We start from the raw sequence: 26976 nt of genomic DNA, 5'->3' as shown, positions 1-26976 counted from the left end.
CGGCGCCGGTTGGCACCGCCGCGACGGCACCGAGGTCGGCGTCAACGGTGCCGGTGCGGCTCCGGATGACCGATCAGGCGGGCGGGACGTTCTGGGTGGGGAAAGGGCACGGGGTTTCCCGTCCGACTGACCGCATGCCCCATGGCCGCGGCACGCGAGATGGGCGGGATGTGCCGAGGCGGTGCGGAACAGGACGGTCAGGCGGACGGGACGTTCAGGTAGCGGGCGGTAGATCGGGACCGCGTGGCGGACACGCGGGTCAGGCTGACTGTGGCGATCAGGCCATCGGGGTTCCCTCGACAACCCCGATGGTTGGGGACGTTCGGATCGAGATGCTTGTGGGGTCGGACAGTGCTCGTTCGACGACGACTCCGGCCGCTCCGCGTGAGGCGGCGCCGAAGCCGAGGTCGGAGGCGACGAACCGGCAGCGCTCGACGGCGTCGCTCATGCCCAGGCGTGCCAACGCCTGCTGCGCCGCGGGGATGAGCAGGTCGGCGAGTCGCGCGAAGTACCCGCCCAGCACGATCACCCGTGGGTTGAAGAGGTTGACCAGCATGGCCGCCCCGATTCCGAGCCACCGGCCCACCTCCGCGGCGGCGGCGTCGACGCGGGGATCCCCTTCGGCCCGTCGCTGCTCGATCTCGGCCAGCCGCTCCTCCGGGTCGCGGACGACCTGCGGGCCGGTACCGTAAGCGCGGTCAGGTGTGGCCATGCGGACCAGCGCGGCCAGCCCGACTTTGGTCTCCCAGCAGCCGACCCGGCCGCAGCGGCACGACTCGCCGGAGGGATCGATCATGACGTGGCCGACCTCCCCCGCGAATCCGTCCGCTCCGCCCAGCAGCCGGCCACCGGCGATGATGCCGCCGCCGATGCCCACCTCGCCTGTGAGGTAGACCAGGTCGGAGGTGCCAGCCGCGACGCCCGAGGTGTACTCGGCGAGGGCGGCGAGGTTGGCGTCGTTGTCCACCGCGACGGGGATGTCCGCGGCGATGTTCGCGCGGGACAGCCGCTCCGCGACCGCCACCCCGCGCCAGCCGAGGTTCGGGGCGACGACGACGGTGCCGGTGGTGGTGTCGATCAGGCCGGGGACGGCCACGGTGATCCCGGCCGGCGTGATCCCGAGCCGGTCGAGGTCGGCGACGGTCCTCTCGGCCATGCGGGCCAGCTCGTCCAGCGAGCGTTCCGGGCCGGAGCCCATGGCGTCGAAACCGATGCGCCGGTCGATGATCACCCTGCCGGCCAGGTCGGTGGCGATCGCGGCGATGTAGTCGACGTTGACTTCCATGCCGAGGGCGCCGACCCGGGAGCCGTCCAAGGTGAGGGCGACACCCGGGCGGCCGACGGAGCCGGCGTGCTGCCGCCCCATCTCCTTGACCAGTCCGCGCGCCTGCAGCTCGCTCACCAGACTGGTGACGGTCGCCTTGTTCAGCCCGGTCGCGGCTGCGACGGCCGATCGGGTGCACGGCCCGCACGCGCTGACGTGACGCAGCACGAGGGCGAGGTTGGAACGGCGCACGGTGGCCTGGTCCGCGGGAACTCCCGCGGACCCGCCGCGACTCATCGAGTCGGTCGCGTGGCCGTCGGCCCGGTCGTGGTCCACGCCCCTCCTCGATTAGTTCAGATGGCTAGCCGAATTAAAGGCACGACTTCCTGCGGGCACAAGTATTAAATCGTTCGTAACTTGCATAACGTTCCGGTAACTGAAGCGAGAAACGTGGCTGAAGTGCACGGAAATGAGCGATGCCAACTCGTTACGGACTTGAGGGGTGCATGGTCGGACATCGCCGTGTTACAACCCTGATTAATTGATCTGGGAGACAAACAAACGGGCAGGTGGTGCGGGTGGCGTACAGACCGTCCCGCTCCCGCGCCCCGGGCGGCGCCGCGCCGACGGGTCCCGCCACGCTGCGCCGGGCGAACCTCTCGCTGGTGCTGCGCGAGCTGCGCGACCACACGTCCTTGTCCCGTGCCGAGATCGCGCAGGCGACCGGACTGCACCGGGCCACCGTCTCCAACCTCATGGCCGAGCTCCTGGAACGGCGGCTGGTGCGGGAGGTCGGCGTCGAGCACGTGGGGGCGATCGGCCGTCCCCGACGGGCGGTGGCGCTGCACGGCGCGCACGTCGGCGCCCTGGGCATGGAGATCAACGTCGACTACATCGCGGTCCACGGCACCGATCTCAGCGGCCGGAGCCTGGTCGAGCGCCGACTGGTTCACGACGCGATGGGCAGCGGCCCGGACAGCGCCGTGCGCCGGCTCGGGCTCGTGGCCAAGGAGGCCGTGGAGGCGATGCGGCGGGCCGGAGCTGTCCCCTCCGGCATCGTGGTAGCCGTCCCGGGCCTCGTGGACGTGACACGCGGCGTCGTGACACTCGCGCCGAACCTCCACTGGCGCGACCTGCCCCTGGCCGAGCAGCTGAGCTCCATACTCGGCCCGCGGAGCGTGCCGGTGCGGGTGGACAACGACGCGAACCTCGCCGCCCTGGCCGAATACACCTCCGGCGTCGCCGCCGGCACGCCCCATCTGGTCTATCTCACCGGAGAGGTGGGCGTGGGCGGCGGCATCATCTCAGGCGGCGAACTTCTGCGCGGAGCGGACGGATTCTCCGGCGAGGTCGGACATCTGCGGGTCGACCCCAACGGCGACCGATGCGGCTGTGGCCGCATCGGCTGCTGGGAGACCAAGGTCGGCCTGGCCGCGCTCGTACGCGCGGCCATGCCCGAGCAGGCGTACGGGCTGCCCGGCATGCCGGTGCCCGACCCCGACGAACGGGTGGCCGACATCGCCAGAGGGCTGGCCTCGGGCGACCGGCGGATGATGACGGCGGTGGCGCAGGTAGGCGAGTGGCTCGGGCTCGGCGGCTCGATCCTGGCCAACCTGTTCAACCCGCGAGTGATCGTCATCGGCGGCTACTTCGCCTCGCTGGCCCAGTGGCTGCTGCCGCACGCGCAAGATCAGCTGCGTCGGCTCGTGGTGGCCGCTCCCGCCGCCCAGTGCCGATTCGTCGCCTCCACACTCGGCTTCGGCGCCGCCTCCCGGGGCGCCGCGAGCATGGTGGTCAACCACATCATCGACGATCCGACGATCTTGTATTCACTGCCCAGGCCGGCACCTTAGCGACGGCCCCACAGACCTGGAGACGGCACCCTCCAGCAACCGCAACATCCGCTACCACCAAGTGGCAACAAGCGCGGCGGCGCGCGCCTTGCCTGACGTCCCCCCGGTCAGGAAGGGTTTCCATGTCACCACGTCCTCGCACGTGGGCCAGGCTGCTCAACGCGGTCCTGCCAGAATGCGGACGACGCCCGAGACGTCGCACCGCTACCACGATGGCCTTAGCCCTCGTCGCCCCTTTCCTCACGCTCCTCGCGGCGCCGGTGAGCGCCGAGGCCGCCACGGCCGCGGAGCCCGCTTTCAACGTGCTCGTCTTCTCCAAGACGACCGGCTTCCGGCACGACTCGATCCCCGAGGGCATCGCGGCCGTGCAGAAGCTCGGCCAGGAGAACAACTTCGCGGTCGACACGACCGAGGACAGCGCCCTGTTCACGGACCAGAACCTGGCGCGGTACCAGGCCGTGGTCTTCATGTCCACGACCGGTGACCCGCTGGGCACGCAGGAGCAGAAGGACGCCTTCCAGCGCTACATCCAGGGCGGCGGCGGCTTCGTGGGCGTCCACGCCGCCGCCGACAGCGGGTACAACTGGGCCTGGTACGGCAAGCTGGTCGGGGCGTACTTCAAGCAGCACCCGGCGATCCAGCAGGCCACGGTCAAGGTCGAGGACCCGGCGCACCCGGCGACCAAGGATCTCCCGACGACCTGGACCCGTACCGACGAATGGTACGACTACCAGGCGAACCCGCGTGGCACGGTCCACGTGCTGACGTCGATGGACGAGAAGTCCTACACCGGCGCCACGATGGGCGCCGACCACCCGAACACGTGGTGTCAGGACTTCGACGGCGGCCGTTCGTGGTACACCGGGCTCGGCCACCTCAAGGAGAACTACAGCGAGCCCAACTTCCTGAAGCTGCTCCTCGGCGGCATCCAGACCGCCGCCGGCGCCGTCAAGGCCGACTGCTCGGCCTCGCAGAGCAGCAGCTTCGAGAAGGTCACGCTCGACGACAACACGTCGAACCCCATGATGGTGGACGTCGCCAAGGACGGCCGGGTCTTCTACATCGACCGGCTCGGCGAGATCAAGATCATCAAACCGGCCGGCGGCACGGTGACGGCGGGGAAGCTGAACGTCTTCACCGCCAACGAGAGCGGCCTGCTCGGGCTGGCGCTCGACCCCGGCTTCGACTCCAACCACTGGGTGTATCTCTACTACTCCCCCGCCGGTGCGAACGTCGACCGGCTGAGCAGGTTCACCGTCACCGGTGACACCGTGGACCTGACGAGCGAGAAGAAGATCCTCGACGTCCCGGTGCAGCGGGCCGAATGCTGCCACCACGGCGGCGGCATGGTGATCGACCCCAAGACCGGCAATCTGTGGCTGGGCACGGGCGACAACACCAACCCGTTCGCCTCCGACGGCTACACGCCGATCGACGAGCAGTCCGGCCGCTCCAGCTGGGACGCCCAGCGCACCGCGGGCAACACCAACAGCCTCAGCGGCAAGCTGCTGCGGATCCACCCCGAGGCCGACGGCACCTACACCATCCCGTCCGGCAACCTGTTCGCGCCGGGCACGGCGAAGACCAAGCCGGAGATCTACGGCATGGGCCTGCGCAACCCGTTCCGCATCGGTCTCGACCCCAAGACGGGCAACATCATGCTCGGCGAGTACGGTCCCGACGCCAACTCGGCGAGCCCCACCCGGGGCCCCCAGAACACGGTCGAGTGGAACCTCGTCTCGAAGCCGGGCAACTTGGGCTGGCCGTACTGCGTCGGCAACAACACCCCGTACGTCGACTACAACTTCGCCACCAAGCAGTCGGGGTCGCCGTTCAACTGTGCCGCGCCGGTCAACGACTCGCCGAACAACGACGGCCTGACCAGCCTGCCGCCGGTGATCCCGGCGACGATCTGGTACCACTACGCGGCCGACCCGCAGAACTTCCCGGAGCTGAGCGGTGGCGCGCCGATGGGCGGCCCGGTCTACCGCTCCGACCCGAACCTGCAGTCGGACGTGAAGTGGCCGGCGTACTGGGACGGCAAGGCCGTCTTCGGCGAGTGGAACAACGACAAGGTGTGGTCGTTCCAGCTCGACGAGAACGGCAGCAAGGTCGTCGAGATGAATCCGATCCTCGGCTCCCTGTCGTTCAAGAAGCCGATGGACATGAAGTTCGGCCCCGACGGCGCGCTGTACATGATCGAGTGGGGCTCCGGCTTCGGCGGCGACAACGCCGACTCCGGCATCTACCGCATCGAGTACACCAAGGGCACCCGCCCGCCGATCGCCCGTGCCACCGCGGACAAGACCGACGGGCCCCTGCCGCTGACAGTCAAGTTCTCCAGCGAGGGCAGCCGGGACCCGGAGGGCAAGACGCTCTCCTACGCCTGGGACCTCGACGGTGACGGTGACGCCGACTCCACCGACCCCAACCCCACCTTCACCTACGAGAAGGGGGGCGATTACAGCGTGGTCCTGACCGTCAAGACCCCCGACGGCAAGACCGCCACCGCCAGCGTGTCGATCAGCGCGGGCAACACCCGTCCCACCGTCAAGGTGGACGTTCCGCCGAACGGCGCCTTCTTCGAATTCGGCGACCAGGTGAAGTTCAAGGTCACCGTCACCGACGCCGAGGACGGCACGATCGACTGCGAGAAGGTCAAGATCCAGGCGATCCTCGGCCACGACAGCCACGGCCACCCGCTCGACCAGCTCAAGGGCTGTGAGGGCACCCTGCAGACCCAGCAGGCGGGCCACGGCGAGTACGACAACCTCTTCTACGCCATCGAGGCCAGCTACACCGACGCGGGCGCCAGCGGCGCCGGACCGCTGACCGGGCGGGGCCAGATCATCCTGGAGCCCAAGCGCAAGCAGGCCGAGCACTTCTCGCGGACCGGCCGGGTGGCCGACGGCAAGGGCACCGACGCCGCCGGCGTCCAGGCGGAGACCACGACCGACACCCAGGGCGGCAACCAGCACATCGGGTTCGTCCAGGACGGCGACTGGTGGTCGTTCGACCCGGTGAACCTGTCGAACGTCACCGCGATCCGGCTCCGGGCCTCCTCGGGCGGAGCCGGCGGAACCGTGCAGGTCCGGGCGGGCAACCCCGAGACCGGCGCTCTGGTCGGCTCGGTCGACGTGACCCCCACCGGCGGCTGGCAGACGTTCACCGACGTCACGCTCGACCTGACCAGCCCACCGACCGAGAGCGGACCGCTGTACTTCGTCGTGCGCAAGCCGGCGAGCGCGGCCGACAACGCCTACCTCGCCAACTTCAACTGGGTCGACTTCGTCGGCAAGGGCGCCACGGACAACCAGCATCCGGCCGTGACCGCGACGGCGACCCCGGCGACGGGCGTCGCCCCGCTGAAGGTCGGCTTCAAGGCGACGGCCACCGACCCCGAGGGCGACCCGATCACCTACAAGTGGAACTTCGGCGTGACCGGCGCGCCGGAGCCCACCACGGCCGAGGCGAGCTACACCTACACCGCGCCGGGCAGCTACACGGCCGTGGTCACCGTGACCGACGACAAGGGCGCGTCGGCCACCGCGCAGGTCCCGGTCAAGGTGGACGCGGCGGCCACGGTGTGCTTCACCGGCCGTTCCGACGACTTCCTGGGCAGCCAGCTCGACCGTGACCGCTGGTCGGTCATCCGGGAGAACCAGGACCTCAAGGTCGCGGACGGCAAGCTCGTGATCCCGACCTCTACCACCGACATCTACAGCACGGGCGGCAACACGCCGAACATCGTCGTGCAGCCGGCGCCGTCGGGTGCGTGGACCGCCACCGCCAAGCTCACGCTGGACGCGCGTGACGCGTACCAGCAGGCGGGCCTGGTGATCTACGGCGACGACGACAACTACGCCAAGATGGTGCTCCAGGCGCGGTCGACCTCGGGTTCCAACCACGCCAGCCGTATCTTCCAGTTCATCCGGGAGGAGAACGGCAGCCCGAACGAGGTGTCGCAGAGCAACACGGCCAACCTCGGGGACTCCTACCCCGACACGGTGTACGTGCGGTTCGTCAGCGACGGCACCAACATCACCGCCCACTACTCCTCGGACGGCACCACGTTCACCGCGATGCCGCAGACCAAGCCGCTCGCCGGGATCGCCAACCCCAAGATCGGCCTGATCTCGCTGGCCGGGGCCAACCACCCGGTGGTGGACGCGTCCTTCGACTGGTTCCACATCACGCCGGACGACAAGGCGTCGGCGCCGGCCCCGGACGACGAGTTCGACGGCACCGCGCTCGACTCCTGCCGCTGGAACGCGGTCGTGCGCCCCGACGCCACGGCGGCGCGCGTCGGCAACGGCAAGCTGGAGCTCGACACCACGACCGGTGACATCTACGGGACCGGAAACAGCGGCCCGAAGAACTTCATCCTCCAGACGGCGCCGAGCGGCGACTGGACGCTGGAGACCAAGGTGGACGCCTCGGCGCTCAACGAGCAGTACCAGCAGGGCGGCCTCATGGTGTACACCGGCGACGACGACTACGTGAAGCTCGACTTCCTCACCACCAACTCGGCAGGCTCGACGGTGGCGCGGGGCATCGAACTGCGCAGCGAGGTCGGCGGCACCGTGCAGAACCCGCAGCCGCAGGTGAACAACCTCACCAGCGGCGTGTGGTGGCTGCGGCTGAGGAAGGCGGGCACCACCTACACCGGCTCCTACTCCTCCGACGGCCAGACCTGGACGGATCTCTCCGCGACGGTGGCGAACACCGCGGTGGCCACCGGCGCGAAGGTCGGCGTGTACACCATCGGCACCAACCAGTCGGCGTCGAAGACGGTCACGTTCGACTACTTCCACCTGACCAAGGCAGGCTCGGACGAGGACAGGACCGCGCCCGTGACGACGGCGACGACCGATCCGGAGCAGCCGGCGGGCGGTACGTTCACCGGTCCGGTGTCGGTCACGCTGAAGGCCACCGACGAGGACGGCGGCAGCGGGGTCGACATGACCGAGTACCAGCTCGACGGCGGCGGCTGGACCGCCTACACCGGGCCGATCACCGTGACCGGCGACGGGCAGCACGAGCTGAAGTACCGCTCGGCCGACAAGGCGGGCAACGTCGAAGAGGCCAAGACGCTGACGCTGACGATCTCGGCGCCCGCGCCGCAGGTCAAGCTGACGGTCTCCGCCTCGTCCCGCTGCATCGGCACTTCGGCGTACGTGGCGGTCACGGCCGTCAACGGCTCGGACGTGCCGGCGACGGTGACGCTGACCACCCCGTTCGGTTCGAAGACCGTGGCCGACGTGGCCCCGGGCAAGCAGGCGTACCAGTCCTTCAACAGCCGGGCCGGGCAGATCGACGCGGGCACGGTGACCGTGAAGGGGACCGCGACGATCGGCGGCAAGCAGGTCACCTCGTCCTACGACGCCGCCTACCCGGCGATCAGCTGCCGCTGACCGCCGACGGCAGAACCGGGGCCGGCCGGCCGAGCAGCCGGCCGGCCCCACCCCCCTCAATGGAGCGAACACATGAAAACGAACAGGACTACGCAGATACTCGCCGCGGCGATGCTCGGTGTCGCGCTCGCCGCCGGCGTCGGCGTGGCCGGTCCAGCGGCGGCGGACGACGACCCCGGCAAGGGCATCGACGTGTCGGTGACGATCGAGCCGAACACCACTCCCGGTCAGGTGTCCATGACCGTCGCCGACAACGGCGGAGTGGCCCTGCAGGAGAACGGCTCCAACGCCGCCGCCCGCCAGTTCGTCGGCACCCTGCCGACGGTCACGGTGACCGACACCCGCCGTCCCGAGGACATCCCTGCCGGTGACTTCTGGGCGGTCGTCGGCCAGGCCGGCGAGTTCACCGCGACGAGCGGTTCGGCGCCGCCCATCGGCCCGCAGTACCTGGGCTGGCGGCCGCGCCTGCTGAGCGGCTCCTCCTCCGGGGCGGTGGAGGCCGGTGAGCCCGTCTCCAGCGTCATCTCGGACGGCTCGGGAGCGCCCACCGTCGGCCTGCAGGGGCAGGAGCTGCTGGTGTCGACGGCGAACTCCGCCGACGAGATCGGCACCTGGCAGGTCAACGCCGACCTCGCGCTGCGCACTCCCGCCGACGTCGCCGCCGGCGAGTACCACTCGACTCTGACGCTCTCCCTCTTCAACCAGTCCTGAGCCGGAGGCAGGACGCCATCGCCCGCTGTGGGCGATCCGGGACCTGTGCCGGCCTGGCGCAGGTCCCGGACGCCCACGATGAGACTGGAGACACCTCTGTTGACCACAAGCCGTTCGCGAGGCGCCCTCGCCCACCTCGCCGTCCTACCCGCAGTCGGCGTTGCCCTGCTGGTCGCCGTCCTGGTCACCACGGTCGCGTTCGCGACCCCGTCCGACGCCGACACCACCTGGTCGGTCGTTCCGGCCAACGCCGACGGTCCTGACGGCCGCAGCGTCATCGACCTCGAGCTCGCCGGCGGACAGCAGGTGGTCGAGCATGTGGCGGTCATCAACCGCTCCACTCAGCCGGTCGACTTCGCGATCGACGCCAACGACGGCTACCTGACCGCCAAGGGCTACTTCGACATGCGGCCCTCGGACGCGCAACCGACCGACGGCGGCTCCTGGGTAGCGGTTCCCGAGAAGGTGACCATCGCCGCCGGGGCCACCTCCGTCGTGCCGGTGACGGTGTCGATCCCCCAGAACGCGACGCCGGGCGATCACCCCGCAGGTGTGACCGCGTCCCTGGAGACCGTCTCCGGTCAGGTACGGGTCCAGAACCGGGTGGGCGTCCGCCTGAACATCCGCGTCACCGGCGACTATGTGGCCAAGGTGGCGGTAACCGACGTGCGAGCCGAGTACACGGGATCGTGGAATCCCTTCGCCGCCGGATCCGTCGAGGTGACCTACACCGTGGCCAACGTCGGCAACGTCCGGCTGGTCACGGACAACCGGGTCCTGACGTCCACCTTCGTGGGCGAGAACACCTGGACTGACCCGTCCGCGCCCAAGACCAGGGAGCTCATGCCGGGCGGCAGCCGCACGTTCGTCGCACGGGTGCCCGGTGCCTGGCCGCTGGGGCCCATCGGCACGACGGTCACGGCGATCCCCTCGCCCGCGGGCAAGCCGATCCCGGGCGTCGCCGCCCAGCGGATGGCGATCGACACCACGGTCTGGGCCCTGCCGTGGCCGCAGCTCGCCCTCCTCGTCCTCCTCGTCCTCGCCCCCTTCGCCATCCGGCTGGTCGCCGCCTGGCGCCGCAGGCGCATCGAGAAGCTGATCATGCTCCACGGCAGAGGCACGCCTCAGGAGGCGTGAGCGCCATCGACATCCGCCCTCAGGAGGTGGCGACCATCAACCGACCCAGGCAACCGGCCCCCGCACAGGGTGCGACGTGGGCCCGCGTGCTCCCCCTCGTGGTCGCGTTCGCGCTCGGCGCGATCGTCGCCGGCGGTGTGGTGTTCGCGCTGACCCGGCCGGACTCGATCGAGCGGACGGCCAACCGTCTCCGTGCCGAGTCCGCCCTCCGCGACAGAACGCAGATCAAGGCCCTGACGGAGCTGGCCCGCAGCACGCGGGCCCGGCTCCTCCCCGTGCTCGACGGGCTGAGCCGGGCCATGCCGGCCGACGACACCGCGGGGCCCGTCGCGGTGACCGCCGTCGACGTCGAGACCTGGCAGCAGGCGGCCGCCGCGGCCGTCCAAGGCTTCGCCGACCCCCCGTCCGGGGAGACCGCCACCAACGTGGCGCGGTCGAGTCTCGCCTCCGCCGTACGGCAGCTCGCCACGACCGTCGACACCTACGCGGCCGCGCGGGATTTGACAGGACCGGCCCGCGCCGCCGCCATGGACCTGGCCGTACGGCAACGCGCCGACGCGCTCTTCACCTGGTCGATCGGAGCGACCGCTCTCGACGCCGTGAACGTCGACGCGGGCTACGGCCACCAGCACGTGTTCCTACCGACATCACCCGGCGAAGGGGCGCTCACCCCCGACACCGAACCCGAGGGGAGTCACGACTCGTGAACAAGGCACCGGCACACGTCCTCACCGTCCTGCTCACCGTCGCGCTGGCCGGGCTCACGCTGGTGCTCGGCGCACCGGCGGCCTCCGCCCACGGCGGGCCGATCAAGCTGGAGGTGACGGGAGACGGCGCCGACAACGTCAACGTGCTGGTCACGTACAAGAAGGACGGCCATCCCGTAACGGAGATCGTCGAGGCCACGCTGACGGCGACCTCGGCGGACGGCCGTTCCTTCGGGCCGGTGCCGCTCAGGTCGGCACCCGAGGGCCAGAACCTCTACCACTCCGCCGAGCCGCTGCCGAGCGGCGAGTGGCGGGTCACCGTGGCCGCGACCGAGCCCTCCAAGGCGAAAGCGACGGTGAAGGTGAAGGCGGGCGTTGTCGCCGCCTCACCCGTGGCGGCGACCGCCCCCGCAACGGGCCAGGCGACGGCGCCCGCGCGGAACAAGGCCGCCGCGCCGGCGACCGTGATGGACGACCAAGGTGCGATGGGGACTCCCCTCAAGATCGGCATCATCGTCCTCGCGGCGCTCGTCGCCCTCGCGGCCTGGATCGCCCTCGCCTGGCGGCACCGCATGGGCGTCCGGCGCTGAATTCGGCCGGCCGGGGATTGACGAATACAACAGAAGGACGCAACCGACCAGGACCTCGCCGGGGCTGGAGAGGTGGGCTGAGCAACCTCGTTCCGGCCCCCTGGCGCGGCCCGGATCTCGACGTCGTCCCGATGGGCGGTGGCGCCACGATCGGCTCGGCCATCGACGCCAGGCTGGTCGACGCGCTGACGCTGCGCCTCGCGCCCGTCGTGCTGGGCTCCGGGACGCCGCTGTTCACCGGTGCGGCGCCGCGCACGCTGGTGCAGCGGAGCGTGGGCCGCTCGATGAGCTTGCCCTTGCGGAACTTCACCCCCCGACGCGGACCAGAGCGACGAGGTGAGGGGCGCTGACCGCACGCCAGCGGGCCCAGGCCGACTCGATCAGCTTGAACGCCACAACCCGCGCCTCTTTGGGGGTATCGCCTCGGCGCTACCCGGAAGGGAACGGCGCCGAGGGAGAGCGCCGGAGGGCCGGGCTCGAGCGCCGAGCGCACCGCAGCGTGCGCGTAGTCCGGGGTGCTCGGCGTACACAGCGGTCCGCGGGTGAGGGCTTCCTGCGGATCTGCCATTTCTGCCCCATCCAGATTAAGATCCACCGTGGGAGAACAGGAGTGAGTCATGGCCCGAGTGCTTGTTCTGACCGGCGATGCGGCGGAAGAGCTGGACTCCATGTACCCCGTCTTTCGGCTCCGGGAAGGGGGTCATGAGGCGATCGTGGCCGCCCCCACCACGCGTGCGGTAAAGCTGGTGGTCCACGACTTCGAGCCCGGCTGGGACGCCTACACCGAGAGGCCCGGCCATCAGCTGCCGGTGGATCTCGCGTTCGCCGACGTGCGCCCTGAGGACTATCAGGCGCTGGTGATCCCGGGCGGCCGCGCGCCGGAGTACATCCGCACCGATCCCGACGTCGCCCGTATCGTGCACTACTTCTTCGAGCGCGGCCTGCCGGTGGGCACGATTTGCCACGGCCCGCAGGTGCCGGCGGCGCTTGGCCTGCTGCGCGGCCGTTCCACGGCGGCGTTCCCGCCGTTGAGGACCGACATGGAGATGGCAGGTGCGACCTTCGTGGATGCCCCCGACGTGGTGGACGGCGCGATGGTCTCCTGTCGTGGCTGGCCAGACCTGCCTGAATGGTCGCGTGCCTTCATGCGCGTGCTGGAAGGCGCGAACGTCGGCTCGGCTCTGACATCAGGATGAGATGTGCCCCGGAAGACCGGGCCTTTCTCGCCGTGTCCGGTGCCACAACTCGGTTGTAGCCTTGGTCCGCAGTTTCGCACGTCATCAAGAGGCGCTGCGATACACCGCTCGTGCCGATTCATGGACACAAATCGTTGGGCAACGGCTGCTCGGTGGTCATCAGCCGGACTGTCTGAGCGCTGGTCGCTGCGGTGTTGGCGAGGGCGGCGGTGGATTCTGCGGCTTGGCACTTGCGGTGCGCGCGCAGCACGGTGACGGTGTCCTCATCCAACGCAATCCGACGGCCTCATCCCGGCGCAGCCTCCGCGACGCGATCATTCGGTACAGCGCGAACAGCCCGGCGACCCGTTCGTCGCTCCTCACCAGCGCCTTGGGGCGCTCGGCGTCGGTTCGACGACCGCGGCGGGGTTGAAGTCGATCAGTCGGTCGTGCTTGATCGCGATGTTCAGCGCGTGCCGGGGGGTGGCGCGGATGCGGTGCATGGTGGCTGACCGACCGGCCGCCGGTACCGCACCTTGGCCCGCTACTCCGGATCGCCGCTGGCGCGGGCGGTGGTGATGACGTCGTTGAACTCCTCAATCGCGTTGAACATGCCCGCGACACGACGCCCTGTTCACCGCCGATCGTGACCTGGTCGAGGTCATCGAGGACGTCGCCCATCTCGGCGCCCGCCTGATCATCCGAACCGCCGTCGAGGCCGAGGCCGACGCTTCCCTCGGCCGCGCCCGCTACCAGCGCGCCGCCACCGTCACCGCCGAGGAAAGCAGCGAGGAAGACAGGGCGGTGCGGTCGGGCTACCGCAACGGCCGCTGCCCGACCACCGTCAAAACCACCAGCGGTTCGATCACTATCGCCGGCCCAAGCCGCGCGGCACCACCGAGAGGTTCGCCTCTCGCCTCTTCGGCACCGGCGTCACCCGCACCCACGCCCGGGAGACATTCGTGATCGCGTCCTTCGTACGCGGCATGAGCGTGCGCGACGTCGAAGGCACACTGGCCAGTCGTCCCTGAACGTCGCCACGCCCGGTATCGAGGAAAACGTCGCCAACGTCATAACCTATGTAAACCAGTGAGTACCAGGAGAAACCAGCGAACGGCGATATTCTGCCCGCCGGATGGAACGGACATCCGGAAAAGTGTTATGGGGTCGCCCCCAGCCAGTCTCCTCAGGACGAGAGATCGTCTCGTGAAAGGACTCACATGGTTCTCCGTACCAGCCGACGGAGTCTGCTGAAGGCCGCGGCCGGGATCGCGGTGCTGCCGGCGCTGCCCTCCGTGGCGGGGGCGTCGTCGGCGGCGGCGTTCAAGCACCCAGGACTGCTGCACACCCAGGCGGACTTCGACCGGATCGCGGCCGCGGTGCAGGCGGGAGCGCAGCCGTACAAGAGCGGGTGGGACAAGCTCGTCGCCAACGGGCACTCCAAGAGCACGTGGAAGGCGCGCCCGCTGGAGACGGTGGTGCGCGGCGGGACCGGGCAGAATTACTGGCAGTTCTACAACGACGTGCACGCCGCCTACCAGAACGCGCTGCGCTGGAAGATCTCCGGCGAGAAGGCGCACGGCGACGCCGCCCGGGACATTCTGAACGCCTGGTCGGGCATGTTGAAGACGATCAACGGCAACGCCGACCGGTTCCTGGCGGCGGGCATCTACGGCTACCAGTTCGCCAACGCCGCCGAGCTCATGCGCGGCTACCCGGGCTTCGACGTCGAGCGGTTCCAGAAGATGCTGCTGAACGTCTTCTACCCGGTGAATGACCGCTTCCTGCGTGAACACAACGGTGCCTGCGTCACCAACTACTGGGCCAACTGGGACCTGTGCACCATGGCCTCGGTCCTGGCGATCGGGCTGTTCTGCGACGACCAGGCCAAGTTCGAGCAGGCCGTCGACTACTTCAAGAACGGCAAGGGCAACGGGTCCATCATGAATGCCATCCCGTTCCTCCACCCGGGCGGTCTCGCCCAGTGGCAGGAGAGCGGGCGCGACCAGGCGCACACCGTGATGGGCATCGGCCTGATCGGCACCATCGCGGAAATGGCCTGGAACCAGGGCGTCGACCTGTACGGCTACGCCGACAACCGGATCATGAAGGCGGCCGAGTACGTCGCCAAGTACAACCTGGGCCACGACGTACCGTTCACCACGTACAAGTGGGGCCACGGCCAGAAGTGCGCCCCCCGGGAGCAGACGGTCATCTCGAGCGCGGCGCGCGGCCAGGACCGTCCCGTGTGGGAGCTGCTCTACAACCACTACGCCAACCGGCGCGGGCTGGCGTTGCCGTACACGAAGGCGTACGCCGAGCGGGTGCGGACCGAGGGCGGTGGCGGCGACTACGGGCCGAACAGCGGCGGGTTCGACCAGCTCGGCTTCGGAACCCTGCTGTTCACCCGCGCCGCCGCCTCCGGCGGTGGCGGCGGCGGCGCGCTGCCGACCGGGGCGACGCGCACCCTCCAGTCGATCAACTTCCCGAAGGAAGGGATCGCCGCCTCGGGTGCTCTCGGCGTGCTCGGGGAGGCGGCGCCGCTGCGGATCGTGCCCGGCCTGGCCGACGCCAAGGGCTACTCGTTCATGGACGGGGACGGCCGCTACCTGCGGCACAAGGATTACCGCCTGCGGTTCGACGCCGACAATGGCACCGAGCTGTTCGAACAGGACGCGACCTTCCTCGCCCGGCCGGCCTCGGGCGCGGGGAGGGTGCGGCTGGAGTCGCTCAACTATCCCGGTCGGTTCATCCGCCACCGCCACCACCAGCTGTGGCTCGACAAAGGCCAGGACACCTCCGCCTTCCGAGCCGACAGCACCTTCAAACCTGCCACTTCCTGATCACCTGTGCACCTCGCGCACGACGAGTCATCCCCTGGAAGGAAGCACGTTTGTTCAGCGGAACCTTGAAAAGGCCCGCCCCGCTCGGCGCCATGCTGCTGGCGGCCTACCGGCGGTAAGGACCAGCTCGTCGGCGAGGCGCTGCTCTGGGCCGGGGACTTCGCGATGCCGCATCGTCCCACCACCCGCCGTCCACACCTACCCCCGACCCAGCAGCCCGCCGCCTCGCTGAGCGGCTGATCGGACCAGGCCTCGGCCATGACCGCGCGGATCAGGGGGGGCCGCCGCCGACGGGTGATCCCGAGCGCGCGATCTCCTTGGGCGAGCCCCCCTGGCCGCGCAGTCATTCTGGTTGCGGCACGTGCTCTGGCCGCTGCTGTACGGCGCGTGGATGCACAGGCGGGCCGACGGGATGTCCGGTCACGAGGCGCTGACGCTGTGCATGGGCGCCCTGGCCAAGGCGGTGGCGCCGTGAGCGGGTCGGCCTGCCGTGTCCGGCCGCAGGAGCCGCCCGTCCAAGCCTCCACCTCCTGGTATGTACGCTTACCGGTGTGACCCGCCGTCCGCACACCCGCCCTCCCGTCCTCGCGGACGTGGCGAGGGTCGCCGGCGTGTCCGTCCCCACGGTGTCTCGGGTGCTGAGCGGGTCCGCGCCGGTGAGCGCCGACAAGCGCAGGCAGGTTCTGCGCGCGATCCAGGAGCTGGGATACCGCCCCAACGCCGCGGCGCGCGCCCTGGCGACCGGCCGGCGCTCCATCATCAGTGTGCTGACCAGCGACACCACCCGATACGGTTATGCCAGCGCGATCCGGGGGATCGAGGAGGCCGCCCGCGCGGTCGGCCTGGTGGTGGCCCTGACGATGCTGGACGGCGACGACGAGGAGTCGACGCGGGTAGCCGTGGACCTCGCGCTCGACCAGCCGCTCGCCGGGATGATCGTGCTCGAGTTCGATATCCAGGGCAGCCGGGCGCTGGCGGCACTGCCCGACACGGTCCCCGTGGCGGCGGTGTCCTCCGCCGGGCCGGGCAGGAGCGTCCCGCGAGCCCTGTTCGACGACCACGCCGGCGCGCGGGATGCGACGAACTACCTGCTCGGACTGGGCCATCGCACCGTGCACCACGTGGGGATACCGGCCTCCGGCCGGCCGAGCGGGCGGCTGCTGGGCTGGCGAGAGGCGCTGGAGGCGGCGGGAGCCCCGGTTCCGGAGATCGTGGAGAGTGACGGGACCCCGCGCTCGGGCCTCCAGGCCGGCGCGCGCCTGGCCAGGCGCGGCGACGTGACCGCGGTGCTGTGCGGCAACGACGAGGTCGCCTTCGGCGTGATCAAGGCCTTGCAGGACGAGGGCTCGCGGGTCCCCGAGGACGTCAGCGTCGTCGGCTTCGACGACCACCCGCTGGCCGAGATCTGGACTCCTTCGCTGACCACGATGAGCCAGGACTTCGCCGAGCTGGGGCGCATGGCGGTCGACTTCCTGCTCGGCAGGCTGGCAGGGGTGCCGGTGGCGACGCCGCGGTCGACTCCGCGCCTGGTCGTGCGCAAGAGCACCGCTCCACCCGCCCGCTGACCTCGGCCTAGGAACCCTTCGACCACGCACGCGTGGTCATGTTCCCTCATGACATCTCGTGTTGAAAGCGTTATCAGCTCATTTCCCTTGGTCCCCTTGCCTCATCGCTTGATAAACGCTTTCATGGCTGAACCGCACCGTATGTCCGGCTTAAGGAACGTGATGACGAGCAGAACCATCCAGTGGCGTCCCGGCTCTCTCGACCTGGTCCTCGAGCGGCCCGAAGACGCTCCGGCCCGCATCGCGAGGCTCGGGACCGCGTCGCCCGCACCGAGCGCCGTGGCCCCGTTCCGGGTGCAGCCGCTGGTCGAGCTGATGGTTCTGGGGGAAGGCCGGGGACTGTCCAACACGCGGTTCACCGACACCGCCGCCGGATCGCGGCTCCGGTTCGTGGACGCCGTCGAGCAGGCGGACGGCGACTGGCGGGAGCTGCGGGTGAGGCAGCGTGACGAGGTGACCGGACTGGAGGCGACAAGTGTCTTTCGCGCCAGGACGGACGTCCCGGCCCTGCAGGCCTGGACCGAGGTCACGAACACCGGACCGGCGCCCCGGGTTCTGCAGATGGTGTCGTCCTTCGCCTCCGGCGCGCTGGCCGAGACGGCGGACGACGGCGACCTGGTCCTGTGGCGAGCACGCGCCGACTGGTGCGCTGAGGGAAGGTGGGCGGCCATCCCGCTGTCGGGGCCGGACGGGCTGGCGGACATCAACAGCGAACTGCACCAACACGACGGCCGGGGCGCGCTCGTCACGGTGAGCAAGAGCACCTGGTCCTCGGGCGAGTACCTGCCGACCAGCGTCCTGGCGAGCGCCCGCACCGGCCGGGCCTGGGGCTGGCAGATCGAGCACAACGGCGCCTGGCGCTGGGAGGTGGACCGCCGCCGCGACGGGGCGAACGCCGTATCCCTCGTGCTGAGCGGCCCCACCGACCTCGACCACCAGTGGAGCACCCGGCTGCTCCCGGGGGAGAGCTTCGTCGCTGTTCCCGTGTCCGTCGCTGTGTCCGACGAGGGTTGCCAGGGAGCGCTGGCCGCCCTCACCCGGCAGCGGAGGGCGATCCGCCGCGCGCATCCCACAGACGACGCGCTGCCGGTCATCTTCAACGACTACATGAACACCCTCATGGGCGACCCGACCACCGAGCGCCTGCTGCCTCTCGTCGACGCCGCCGCGGAGACCGGCGCCGAGTACTTCTGCGTCGACGCGGGCTGGTACGACGACGGCGGGAAGTGGTGGGACAGCGTCGGCGAGTGGCGCCCCTCGACCGGCCGCTTCCCGGACGGCGGGCTCGCCCGGGTCTTCGACCACATCAGGGCCAGGGGCATGCGCCCCGGCCTGTGGCTGGAGCCGGAGGTCGTCGGGGTGCGCAGCCCTGTCGCCGCGATGCTGCCTGACGAGGCGTTCCTGAGCCGGAACGGCGAGCGGGTCGTGGAGCACGGCCGGTACTTCCTCGACCTGCGCCATCCCTCTGCCAGGAAGCATCTCGACGAGGTGGTCGATCGCCTCGTGCACGACTACGGCACCGCATTCTTCAAGCTCGACTACAACGTCACCCCGGGGCCGGGCACCGACCGGGACGCGCTCCAGCCGGGAGAGGGACTGCTCGAGCACAACCGGGCCCACCTGGAGTGGCTGGACGACCTGCTCGGCCGCCACCCGGAGGTGATCTTCGAGAACTGCGCCTCGGGAGCCATGCGGGCCGACTACGCAATGCTGTCCCGCCTCCCGCTCCAGTCCACCTCCGACCAGCAGGACTGGCGGCTCTACGCCGCCATCGCGGCGTCCGCGCCCGCCACGATGCTCCCCGAGCAGGCAGGCAACTGGGCCTACCCGCAGCCGGGGATGCCCGCGGAGGCTCTGGCCTTCACCATGATCAACGGTCTGGCCGGGCGGCTCTACCTGTCGGGACATCTCGACAAGATGAGCCGGGCCGAGCGGGAGCTCGTCGCGGACGGGGTGGCCGTGCACAAGCGGATCAGGGCCGAGGTCGCCACGGCCGAGCCGTTCTGGCCGCTGGGGCTGCCCGCCTGGTCCGACGACGTCGTCGCGCTGGGCCTGCGCACCGGTGACACGGTGCGCCTGGCCGTATGGCAACGCGACGGCGGGCCGCACGACATCCAGGTGGACCTACCCGGCCTGCGCGGCCGCCGGCTGTGGGTGGAGACCGAGTATCCGGCGACGCTACCCGGCTGGCAGCACCGGTGGGACGCCTCCACCGCGCGGCTCACGGTCCGTCCTGCCGTACCCGGACCGTCCGCGCGCCTGCTCCGCCTGCGGCCGGAGAACTGATCCCTTTCAACGTGGCAGCCCTCACCTCCCACCACACACCAGGAGAATCCATGAAGACGCGAGGCCTTTCCCGCGCGGCAGCCGCCGCCACGTGCGGGGCGCTGCTGCTGGCCGGCTGCTCGGCGGGCAACCCCGGGACGTCCTCAGCCACAGCCGGGCCGGTCGCCACGACCTGGCCTGACCCGGGCGCCGGCCTGCAGGGGGTGACCCTCACCCTGTGGATGTCGACGCAGACCGCCTCGATGGCCGACAACGTCATCAAGTCGTTCGAGGCCAAGACGGGAGCGAAGATCAACAAGATCGTCATTCCCGACGTCTACGAGACCAACGCGCCGACCAAGCTGGCCACGGGCGCCAAACCGGACCTCGCCACCTGGCAGCCGACAGGCAGCATGCTCGCGCTGCTCAAGCCGTCCACCGACCTGCAGAGCCTGGACGGCGCGCCGTGGCTGGCCAAGCAGACGCCGGCCATCCAGAAGCTGGGCCTGGTGAACGGGCATCACTACGCGGCCTTCGTCAACGTCCCCTCCGTTCTCGGTGTCTTCTACAACAAGTCGGTGTTCCAGAAGGCGGGGATCACGAGCCCGCCCAAGAACTTCCACGAGTTGCTCGCCGACGCCCAGAAGATCAAGGCGGAGGGGGTGGCGCCGTTCTTCGGCGCCGCCGGCGACCAGTGGCCCACCCAGTGGTGGCCGCAGGTCCTGCTGGCCGAGGCGTCGAAGAAGGGCCTGTGGGAGCGGGTCAGCCAGAACAAGGAGAAGTTCACCGATCCGGAGATCCTCGGCGCCGTCCGGCAGTTCCAGGACATGGTGAAGCAGGGTCTGTTCAACAAGGACGACAAGACCTCCAAGTACACCGAGTCCGGCCCGGCCCTGCTCAAGGGCGAGGCGGCGATGGTGCTGCAGCTCACCTCGTTCGCGTCGCTGATGCAGTCGACGGCGGACACGGCGACCATAGACCGGGAGATCGGCTGGTTCCCGATCTCCAAGAACGGCAACATCGCCACGTCGGTGCCCGGCGGTGACAACGCCCTGGTCGCCTTCAAGACCGGAGATCCGAAGCGGGAGTCGGGCGCCCGGCAGTTCCTGCGGTTCTGGCTGGAGACCTACTACCCCGACTACGTGAAGTCTGCCGGCACCGTGTCGATCGAGCCTGCCGTACCGACTCCCGCCGGCGTGCCGGAGGTCGTGAAGCAGGCCACGGCCGCGCTGGGCGACGCGGCCGGCTCCATGCAGCAGAACGCCGCGGTGAACCCGGACTTCTACGTGAACCTGGCGAACATGGTCAACGGGACCATGACCCCCGAACAGGTGACCTCCACCACACAGTCGCAGTTCGCCCAGCTCGCCCAGGCACTCGGGATCCAGGGCTTCTGACGGCGGCGGGGGCACGGACCCCCTCCCGCCCCCCGCCACCACACTGAAAGGCATGCAGGATCGCCATGATCCCTTCTCTTTCGGCCGCTTCCGGTCGCTCGCCGCGGCGAGCGGTGTTGTACCCGAGCTCGTTCCTCGCTCCGGCGTTCGCCGTGCTGGCCGTGTTCTTCTTCCTACCGACCGTCTTCAACTTCGTCTACGCCTTCACGGACTGGTCGGCCTTCCATGACGACATCCGCCCCGTGGGGCTGGCCAACGTCAAGGCGGTGCTGTCCAACGGCTCCCTGCTGTCGTCACTGCGGATCACCATCGTCTACGCGGTCCTGGTGGCGATCATGCAAACGGGGTTCGGGCTGGGGCTCGCCCTGCTCCTGGAGCGCGACACCCGGATCAACCGGTTCGCCAGGGTCGTCTTCTTCATCCCGGTGCTGATGTCTGCCCTGGCGGTGGGGTACACCTTCCAGGCGCTCCTCAAGCCCGACGGTCCGCTCAACGGGCTCCTCGGCGCTCTCACCGGCCAGCAGGTGACGATCCCCTGGCTCGGCAGCACCACGTGGACGGTGGTGACGGTGGCCTTCGTGAACTCCTGGAAGTGGATGGGGCTGGCGATGGTGATCTTCCTCGCCGGTCTCAAGACGATCCCGGCCGACGTGCTCGAGGCGGCCAGGATCGACGGCGCCGGCAGGTGGAGGACCTTCCGATCCATCCGGTTCCCGCTGATCGCCCCCGCGGTGACCTTCAACGTCGCGACCGCGCTGCTGGGCTCCTTCAACGGGTTCGACACGATCCTGGCGACCACGGGGGGAGGGCCCGCCCAGCAGACCGAGGTGCTCGACATCTACATCTTCCGCGTCTACGGCAACGGCCTGTTCGCCCAGGCGACCACGATGAGCCTCGCCCTCCTTCTCCTGGTCGCTCTGCTGGCCTTCCCTGTCATCGGTTACCTGCGCAAGAGGGAGCGCGTCCTGTGAGGATCTCCACCCGGGGCTGGTCCCGCCTCGTTCACCCGGCCGTCGTCATCATCCTGACCGCCGTCGTCATCGGAATCCCGCTGTGGCTGGCCCTGGTGACCTCCGCCAAGTCGCAAGGCGAGGCGAACCTGCCCGACCTGTCCCTCCCGCGGGTGTGGCACCTGTGGGACAACTACTCCCAGGCGTTCACGCAGGGGCGCATGCTGTGGGCGCTGTTCGGCAGCCTGCTGGTCATGGTGCCGTCCGTCGCCGGGGTGCTGATCTTCGGCTCGCTGGCTTCATGGGTGCTGGCTCGGCGGGCAGGGCGCGTCATGGCTGTGCTCTACTCGGCTGCGATCAGCGGGATCATCCTGCCTCCGGCCGTCGTCACGATCGTGCTGCTGCTCCGGCAACTCCACCTGGCCAGCACGCCGATCGGCATGGTGCTGGTCTACATGGGCATGTACATGTCCCTGGTGATCTTCTTCGTCACCGGTTTCGTGCGGACCATACCGGTCGAGGTGGAGGAAGCGGCCCGCATGGACGGCGCACGGCCGCTCGGCATCTTCATCAAGGTCGTCCTGCCGCTGCTGCGCCCGGTCATCGCGACCGCCACGATCCTCATCTGCCTCTACATCTGGAATGACGTCTTCTACGCCTTCTTCGTGCTCGGCGGAGGGACGTACTCGACACTTCCCCTGAACCTGTACTCGGTGGCGAGCAGCAATCTGTATCAGAACAACTGGAACCTCGTTTTCGCCTATGTCGTGCTCATGAGCCTGCCGCTGGTCGTCGTCTTCGTCGTCGCCCAAAGACGGATCATCTCCGGCATCACCGGAGGAGCCGTCAAGTGACGGTGGTCCACTGCTGGTCGGGCTGCCCGTTGCAGCCCCAGATCTATGCCCTGCGCGGTTCATCGGCGAGGTCGAGCACAAGTTGGTCGATGGTGAGGAAGAGGTCGTCTCCGGGTCGCACACACGCTCCGACCAGGACGGTGCGGTGGGCGTACGAGCTGAGGATCTTGCTGCCGGCGGCCAGTTGCGCCCACCCCTTGCGGAGAGCGGGTGTGGGCTCAAGAACTCGAGTACTTCAAACACAGAGCCCTTCGCCCGGTGAGCGGAAGGGCTCTGGGGCGCCGCATGGCTGGTCCGGGTCACCTGGGATCATGCTTCGTGATCTTGTCGATGGTGTACGCCGTCACCCGGCGCCTGTTGTCTGAGGTGCCCACCTCCAGCTCATCGCGAACGCCGATAGCGCCGCCCTCGGACCGGCAGACCGGTGAGCTGCTGGTCCGGCGCTTCGCCCAACAGTTCGGGGTGAATACGCCGTTCTTCCACGGCGGCCTGAACCAGGAGCAACGGGCCGACATCGTCCGCCTGTTCCAGTCCGACGACGGTCCGAAGTGCTCATCCTCAGCCTGAAGGCCGGGGGCACCGGGCTCACGCTCACGTGCGCCGCCGACGTCATCTACTTCGACCGGTGGTGGAACCCGGCCGTGGAGGCCCAGGCATCCGACCGGTCCACCGGATCGGTCAGACCCGCACGGTCACCGTCACCACCCTGACCACCGGGACCGCCGTCGAGGAGCACATCGAGGCCATGCACAACCGCAAGTCCGCGCTGTCGGACATCGCCGACGATCCCCGCATCGCTCTCGACGTGCAGGGCTTCTTCCCTGCTTCGGTGAGCGGCGGCCAAGCGCCCGCACCCTCACCACCCGCTGAGCCCGCGGATGCCCCCGCACCCTCCGGCCGTGACGGCCTCGCTCGCCCGCTCCGCCCGCGCCGTGGCGTCGATCGGAAGTCCTTCGAGAAAGGGACATGATCTCGCCGTAGACCGGCCTGTTGCAGACGGCAGAAATGGTTTCCATGTACACATGACCTGAGCTGGCCGTGTGTCAACGGGGAAGGAAGCGTGTCATGCCCGCACCGCATCCGATCGAGTTCCGGCAGCGTGCCGCGGCCCCGGGACCCGCCCCCCAAAGCCCGACCGCCCAGCTCAAAAGGTCCCCGAGAACGGGCTACACCCATCGGCGGTAGTCGATGGATACCGCGAAGGCCAGCGCCGGCAGCGGGACCGGTTCGTGCTCAGGGGCGCCGCATGACGACCTCTAGGAAGCGCATGCCGTTACCTTGAGGTGGTCGGCCATCATCCAGTGGTACTGAGGCCGGTCGTTCGGCGTCCGCACGGCGCGGAAGAGAACGCCGTTCACCCATTTGTCGGAGTATTTATCGTCATATGTGATGAGCTGCTGCCTGGTCTTCTCCCTCAGAATGCCTGCCTGCGGGTCAGGCAGGTGGTAGACGGGGGCCGAGTCGACGATCACCACGGCGCAGTGCTGACGCCCCACGATGGGCATCTGGGCGGGGTTCGGCGCCTGCGTCGTCGTCTTCGGCTCCAGTGCGGCGCCGACGAGTTGGCCCACCCCGGCGGCGAGCACCGCGCTGACCGATGTGATGACGAGATGCCGCAGCCATGGGCGGTCGGGCCGCGGGGATCGCTCTTCGGCCCGCGCTCTCGCTTCGGCCTGCCGCGCCTCACGGACGCGCTGCTCCCACTCGCCCCAGCCGCCGCCCAGATACTCGATGATGTCCCGCACGGCCGGTTCCGGTGGGATGCTGCGGCCGGAGAAGAGATCACCGATCACGGTCTTGCTGCGGTTAATATCAGCGGCAATTTTCCGCACACTAGGCGAATTGGCGGATTTGCGCAGCTCTTCGAGATCGGCATAGAACTGGCGAAGAACGTGGCGATAATCGTACCATTGTCCGGTTTCCATTTATCTGTCCAATCCCGAAGTCATCGGTATGCCTGAGATTGTGCCGTAACTCCGGCATTGACGGCGGTCGCTCTGTCCGCAATCCGTCCGCGGACACGACATCCCTTGCCCACCGGCTTCCCGAGGCGCGAATGTCGGGACATGAACACGAACAGCAGGGGCAAAGCCCTCTTCACGGCCACGGTTCTGGCTCTCGTCACCATGGGGACAACGACCACGGAAGCAGCGGCGGCCGCAGAAGGGACGTCTATCCCCGGATGCCGCATTTACCGGCCGGACCCGCACATCGTGGCTGGCCAGCGAATCAGGGTAAATTACTACTTCTCATGCAATAACCGACGCATTCGGTACGTAAAGGCCACATTAGCCTTGAGGCGACACCGGGGCGGACTCCCGGACGCGGTCGAGACGTCGTACCAGTTCGACAGGTTCCAGAACCCCGCGCAGGCCGGCATCAACGCCGCGCTCGAGACGCCCGCGGCGTGCCAGTCCGGCAAGCGGTACCACGGCGACATCACCATCAACGTGTCTCTCGCCGGCGCCCAGAGCCGCACCTCGACCCTGCGCGGCCCCTCCATCACCTGCGCACGTTGATCAAGGGAGTCTCGATGACCACGAGAACGATCTGGGCACGGGCCGCCGCCCTCGCCGCCACGCTCCTCCATCCCGCCGCCGCCTCGGCCACGAAGGAACCACCTCCGCCGTTCCAGCCCTGCACGGCGTTCCAGCCGCCCTGGCTGCCGAACGCCCACTCCCACAACGACTACGAGAACCGGCGGCCTCTGTGCGACGCGCTTCAACGGACACACCAGCGTGGAAGCCGACATCTGGTACGTCAAGAACCTCGCCGACGAGGAAAGCCTTTGGGTGGGACACACCTCCCCCACCACCGGCAGACTGGACGAGCTTTACCTGAACAAACTCCGCGACGTCATCGACCACAACCAGCGGAAATACGGCAGCCCGACCGTCCTGCCGCGCTACTACGGCCGCTCCAGTTGCTCGTAGACATCAAGTCCACCGGCCAGGAAGCCCGACGAGCGTTCGAACTTTTGCACCAGACGCTTCGAGACCATTACCGCACCATGGTCACCCGCCGGCACGACGGCCGGAAGATCTCCGGCCGAGTGGACGTGGTCCTGACCGGAAACAGGCCGACGAATCCCGTGATCGACGGCTGGCGTTTCGTCGGCATCGACGGTGCGGCCTCCGAGCTGAACGGTCCTCATCGCATGGGCCGCTGCAAGCGGGTTCCGCTGGTGAGCAGCGCCTGGACCGACGCGTACAACGACCCGGCCGTGCTCCGGCATTTGGTACGCACGGCGAACTCCCGCGGACAGTACTTCCGCGTCTACCACGCCGACAGCGGCACCTGGCAGAAGCTGTACGACGCCGGAGTCCACTACATCGATTCCGGCCTGCACCCCGCGGCACTACGCGCCTTCCTGAAGGACAAACAGCAGGTGAGACCACCCAGCCCCTGCATTCCCTGAACCGCTCGCCAGCAGCCGGAAGTGCCCCGCTCCACTCCCCTGGCGCAGTTCGCGGCCTCCGCGCAACTGCGCCACATATTCCGCACGACGTGCGCCTCCGACGAGCGGAACACGTTCCTCTCAGCGACGCAGTTATTCAGCCTGGATGGAGGAAACGCCACTGTGGTGTCCGACATGTATGTAAGGTGCCTCCGGTGATGGGCACACTCCCTTACGCGATGGCCACCTCCGGCAGAGCGCCCTCCCCTCTCGCCATGATCCTTGGATTCATCGCCTTCATAGGCATCCTGGCCCTCCTTGCACGGCTCCTCCACTACATCGCCCAGCGCCGGGCCGCCACGCGCCCCACGGTTCACTTAGAACCCCCGAACGCGTCCTGGAGATCCCGGTTGCACCCAGGTCAAATCTGCTGGGCGTCCCTCCACTTCGCCGAGCGTTCAGGCTGGAAAGTTCGCCCTTGTCTTGTGATACGCACCCATGAGCAGGGCATAGAAGTGCTGAAAATCACGAGCCAAGACAAGTCGCACCGACATGACTGCATACAGATACCAACGGCAAGTTGGGACAAGCGAGCACGGAAAGACAGCTGGCTCGACCTGGGTGAAAGCTATTTCATCTGGGATCAGGCGATTCAGCGCGTTGCAGGATCCTGTGACGCAGCGACGTGGCACCAGGTGATGCGACGCCATCGCACCGGCTATGTCTACATCGCGAACAGCACGGACGACAAGTAGGCATGGCGATTTCAAACTCGGCGGCTCCGCGACCCGCTCTACCTGCACCGCAGCTTGTTTGTCCCTTGCGCACCCGCAGGTGCAGTCGGCCCGGTCTGC

Annotated in this window: 24 protein-coding genes and 2 pseudogenes; 21 read left to right on the top strand and 5 right to left on the bottom strand. The window is 68.9% G+C overall.

Translation table 11 applies throughout. From position 1 onward, the window contains the following. Window positions 1-277: 277 nt before the first annotated feature. Window positions 278-1600 carry an ROK family protein gene (locus ACIBI9_RS53015; RefSeq protein ID WP_397235059.1) on the bottom strand — a complete coding sequence of 441 codons (1323 nt, stop codon included), beginning with the start codon at window positions 1598-1600 and terminating at the stop codon, window positions 278-280. 242 nt (window positions 1601-1842) lie between these two features. Here ACIBI9_RS53015 and ACIBI9_RS53010 point away from each other — a divergent pair, with 242 nt between their 5' ends. From ACIBI9_RS53010 to ACIBI9_RS52975, 8 genes and pseudogenes are all read left to right on the top strand, one after another. Then, window positions 1843-3117, top strand: coding sequence for an ROK family protein (locus ACIBI9_RS53010; RefSeq protein ID WP_397235058.1), 1275 nt, complete (start codon window positions 1843-1845; stop codon window positions 3115-3117). 212 nt (window positions 3118-3329) lie between these two features. Continuing rightward, window positions 3330-8531 carry a ThuA domain-containing protein gene (locus ACIBI9_RS53005; RefSeq protein WP_397235057.1) on the top strand — a complete coding sequence of 1734 codons (5202 nt, stop codon included), beginning with the start codon at window positions 3330-3332 and terminating at the stop codon, window positions 8529-8531. 72 nt (window positions 8532-8603) lie between these two features. Further along, entirely contained in the window at window positions 8604-9242 is a 639-nt protein-coding gene (locus ACIBI9_RS53000; protein ID WP_397235056.1) for a hypothetical protein, read from the top strand. Between the two features lie 99 nt (window positions 9243-9341). After that, entirely contained in the window at window positions 9342-10379 is a 1038-nt protein-coding gene (locus ACIBI9_RS52995; protein WP_397235054.1) for a hypothetical protein, read from the top strand. After that, complete coding sequence (locus ACIBI9_RS52990; RefSeq protein ID WP_397235053.1) at window positions 10376-11086, top strand: hypothetical protein; 711 nt, start codon at window positions 10376-10378, stop codon at window positions 11084-11086. The genes ACIBI9_RS52995 and ACIBI9_RS52990 overlap by 4 nt, the downstream gene beginning before the upstream one ends. Further along, window positions 11083-11676, top strand: coding sequence for a hypothetical protein (locus tag ACIBI9_RS52985; protein WP_397235051.1), 594 nt, complete (start codon window positions 11083-11085; stop codon window positions 11674-11676). Before ACIBI9_RS52990 ends, ACIBI9_RS52985 begins: the two co-directional genes overlap by 4 nt. Before the next feature lie 131 nt (window positions 11677-11807). Beyond that, window positions 11808-11873, top strand: a pseudogene (locus tag ACIBI9_RS52980) (hypothetical protein); the annotation flags it as partial. Between the two features lie 420 nt (window positions 11874-12293). Beyond that, entirely contained in the window at window positions 12294-12872 is a 579-nt protein-coding gene (locus ACIBI9_RS52975; protein WP_397235050.1) for a DJ-1/PfpI family protein, read from the top strand. Window positions 12873-12990: 118 nt separating this feature from the next. Here the strand turns inward: ACIBI9_RS52975 and ACIBI9_RS52970 are convergent, their stop codons facing one another. Beyond that, window positions 12991-13143: a hypothetical protein gene (locus ACIBI9_RS52970; protein WP_397235049.1), complete on the bottom strand. Its 153-nt coding sequence runs from the start codon at window positions 13141-13143 to the stop codon at window positions 12991-12993. An 88-nt stretch (window positions 13144-13231) separates the two neighbouring features. Next, a complete protein-coding gene (locus ACIBI9_RS52965) occupies window positions 13232-13354 on the bottom strand; it encodes a hypothetical protein (RefSeq protein ID WP_397235048.1) in 123 nt (40 codons plus the stop codon). Window positions 13355-14071: 717 nt separating this feature from the next. Here ACIBI9_RS52965 and ACIBI9_RS52960 point away from each other — a divergent pair. The 9 genes and pseudogenes from ACIBI9_RS52960 (at window position 14072) to ACIBI9_RS52920 (ending at window position 23695) form a co-directional block, all read left to right on the top strand. After that, window positions 14072-15694, top strand: coding sequence for an AbfB domain-containing protein (locus ACIBI9_RS52960; protein ID WP_397235047.1), 1623 nt, complete (start codon window positions 14072-14074; stop codon window positions 15692-15694). A gap of 551 nt (window positions 15695-16245) precedes the next feature. Beyond that, window positions 16246-17259, top strand: a complete 1014-nt coding sequence (locus ACIBI9_RS52955) for a LacI family DNA-binding transcriptional regulator (protein ID WP_397235046.1) — start codon at window positions 16246-16248, stop codon at window positions 17257-17259. 162 nt (window positions 17260-17421) lie between these two features. Then, window positions 17422-19545 carry a glycoside hydrolase family 36 protein gene (locus ACIBI9_RS52950; protein ID WP_397235045.1) on the top strand — a complete coding sequence of 708 codons (2124 nt, stop codon included), beginning with the start codon at window positions 17422-17424 and terminating at the stop codon, window positions 19543-19545. A gap of 50 nt (window positions 19546-19595) precedes the next feature. Further along, the gene (locus tag ACIBI9_RS52945; protein ID WP_397235044.1) at window positions 19596-20921 is read left to right on the top strand and encodes an ABC transporter substrate-binding protein; all 1326 of its coding nucleotides are present in this window, start codon (window positions 19596-19598) and stop codon (window positions 20919-20921) included. Between the two features lie 113 nt (window positions 20922-21034). Then, window positions 21035-21892 (top strand): carbohydrate ABC transporter permease, encoded by an 858-nt coding sequence (locus tag ACIBI9_RS52940; RefSeq protein WP_397235043.1) that lies wholly within the window; start codon window positions 21035-21037, stop codon window positions 21890-21892. Further along, the gene (locus tag ACIBI9_RS52935) at window positions 21889-22725 is read left to right on the top strand and encodes a carbohydrate ABC transporter permease (protein WP_364854482.1); all 837 of its coding nucleotides are present in this window, start codon (window positions 21889-21891) and stop codon (window positions 22723-22725) included. The genes ACIBI9_RS52940 and ACIBI9_RS52935 overlap by 4 nt, the downstream gene beginning before the upstream one ends. A gap of 330 nt (window positions 22726-23055) precedes the next feature. Next, window positions 23056-23292 (top strand): hypothetical protein, encoded by a 237-nt coding sequence (locus tag ACIBI9_RS52930; protein ID WP_397235042.1) that lies wholly within the window; start codon window positions 23056-23058, stop codon window positions 23290-23292. Continuing rightward, a pseudogene (locus ACIBI9_RS52925) lies at window positions 23274-23336 on the top strand (hypothetical protein); the annotation flags it as partial. The gene ACIBI9_RS52930 and the pseudogene ACIBI9_RS52925, both read left to right, overlap by 19 nt. 14 nt (window positions 23337-23350) lie before the next feature. After that, window positions 23351-23695 carry a hypothetical protein gene (locus ACIBI9_RS52920; protein ID WP_397235135.1) on the top strand — a complete coding sequence of 115 codons (345 nt, stop codon included), beginning with the start codon at window positions 23351-23353 and terminating at the stop codon, window positions 23693-23695. 286 nt (window positions 23696-23981) lie between these two features. Here ACIBI9_RS52920 and ACIBI9_RS52915 read toward each other — a convergent pair whose 3' ends face one another. Next, a complete protein-coding gene (locus ACIBI9_RS52915; RefSeq protein WP_397235041.1) occupies window positions 23982-24650 on the bottom strand; it encodes a hypothetical protein in 669 nt (222 codons plus the stop codon). A 369-nt stretch (window positions 24651-25019) separates the two neighbouring features. On the opposite strand from ACIBI9_RS52915, the gene ACIBI9_RS52910 reads away from it, so the two are divergent. Next, window positions 25020-25244 (top strand): hypothetical protein, encoded by a 225-nt coding sequence (locus tag ACIBI9_RS52910; RefSeq protein ID WP_397235040.1) that lies wholly within the window; start codon window positions 25020-25022, stop codon window positions 25242-25244. Here the strand turns inward: ACIBI9_RS52910 and ACIBI9_RS52905 are convergent. Continuing rightward, window positions 25228-25410 carry a hypothetical protein gene (locus ACIBI9_RS52905; RefSeq protein ID WP_397235039.1) on the bottom strand — a complete coding sequence of 61 codons (183 nt, stop codon included), beginning with the start codon at window positions 25408-25410 and terminating at the stop codon, window positions 25228-25230. The genes ACIBI9_RS52910 and ACIBI9_RS52905 overlap by 17 nt on opposite strands. 53 nt (window positions 25411-25463) lie before the next feature. On the opposite strand from ACIBI9_RS52905, the gene ACIBI9_RS52900 reads away from it, so the two are divergent. From ACIBI9_RS52900 to ACIBI9_RS52890, 3 genes are all read left to right on the top strand, one after another. After that, window positions 25464-25658 carry a hypothetical protein gene (locus ACIBI9_RS52900; protein WP_397235038.1) on the top strand — a complete coding sequence of 65 codons (195 nt, stop codon included), beginning with the start codon at window positions 25464-25466 and terminating at the stop codon, window positions 25656-25658. 77 nt (window positions 25659-25735) lie between these two features. After that, a complete protein-coding gene (locus ACIBI9_RS52895; RefSeq protein WP_397235037.1) occupies window positions 25736-26143 on the top strand; it encodes a hypothetical protein in 408 nt (135 codons plus the stop codon). Between the two features lie 194 nt (window positions 26144-26337). After that, window positions 26338-26877: a hypothetical protein gene (locus ACIBI9_RS52890; protein WP_397235036.1), complete on the top strand. Its 540-nt coding sequence runs from the start codon at window positions 26338-26340 to the stop codon at window positions 26875-26877. The last annotated feature ends 99 nt before the right edge of the window (window positions 26878-26976 follow it).

The sequence above is a fragment of the Nonomuraea sp. NPDC050451 genome, from assembly GCF_044458585.1.
The sequence above is the reverse complement of the archived record's forward strand: the minus strand, read 5'-3'. Positions and strand labels throughout refer to the sequence as shown.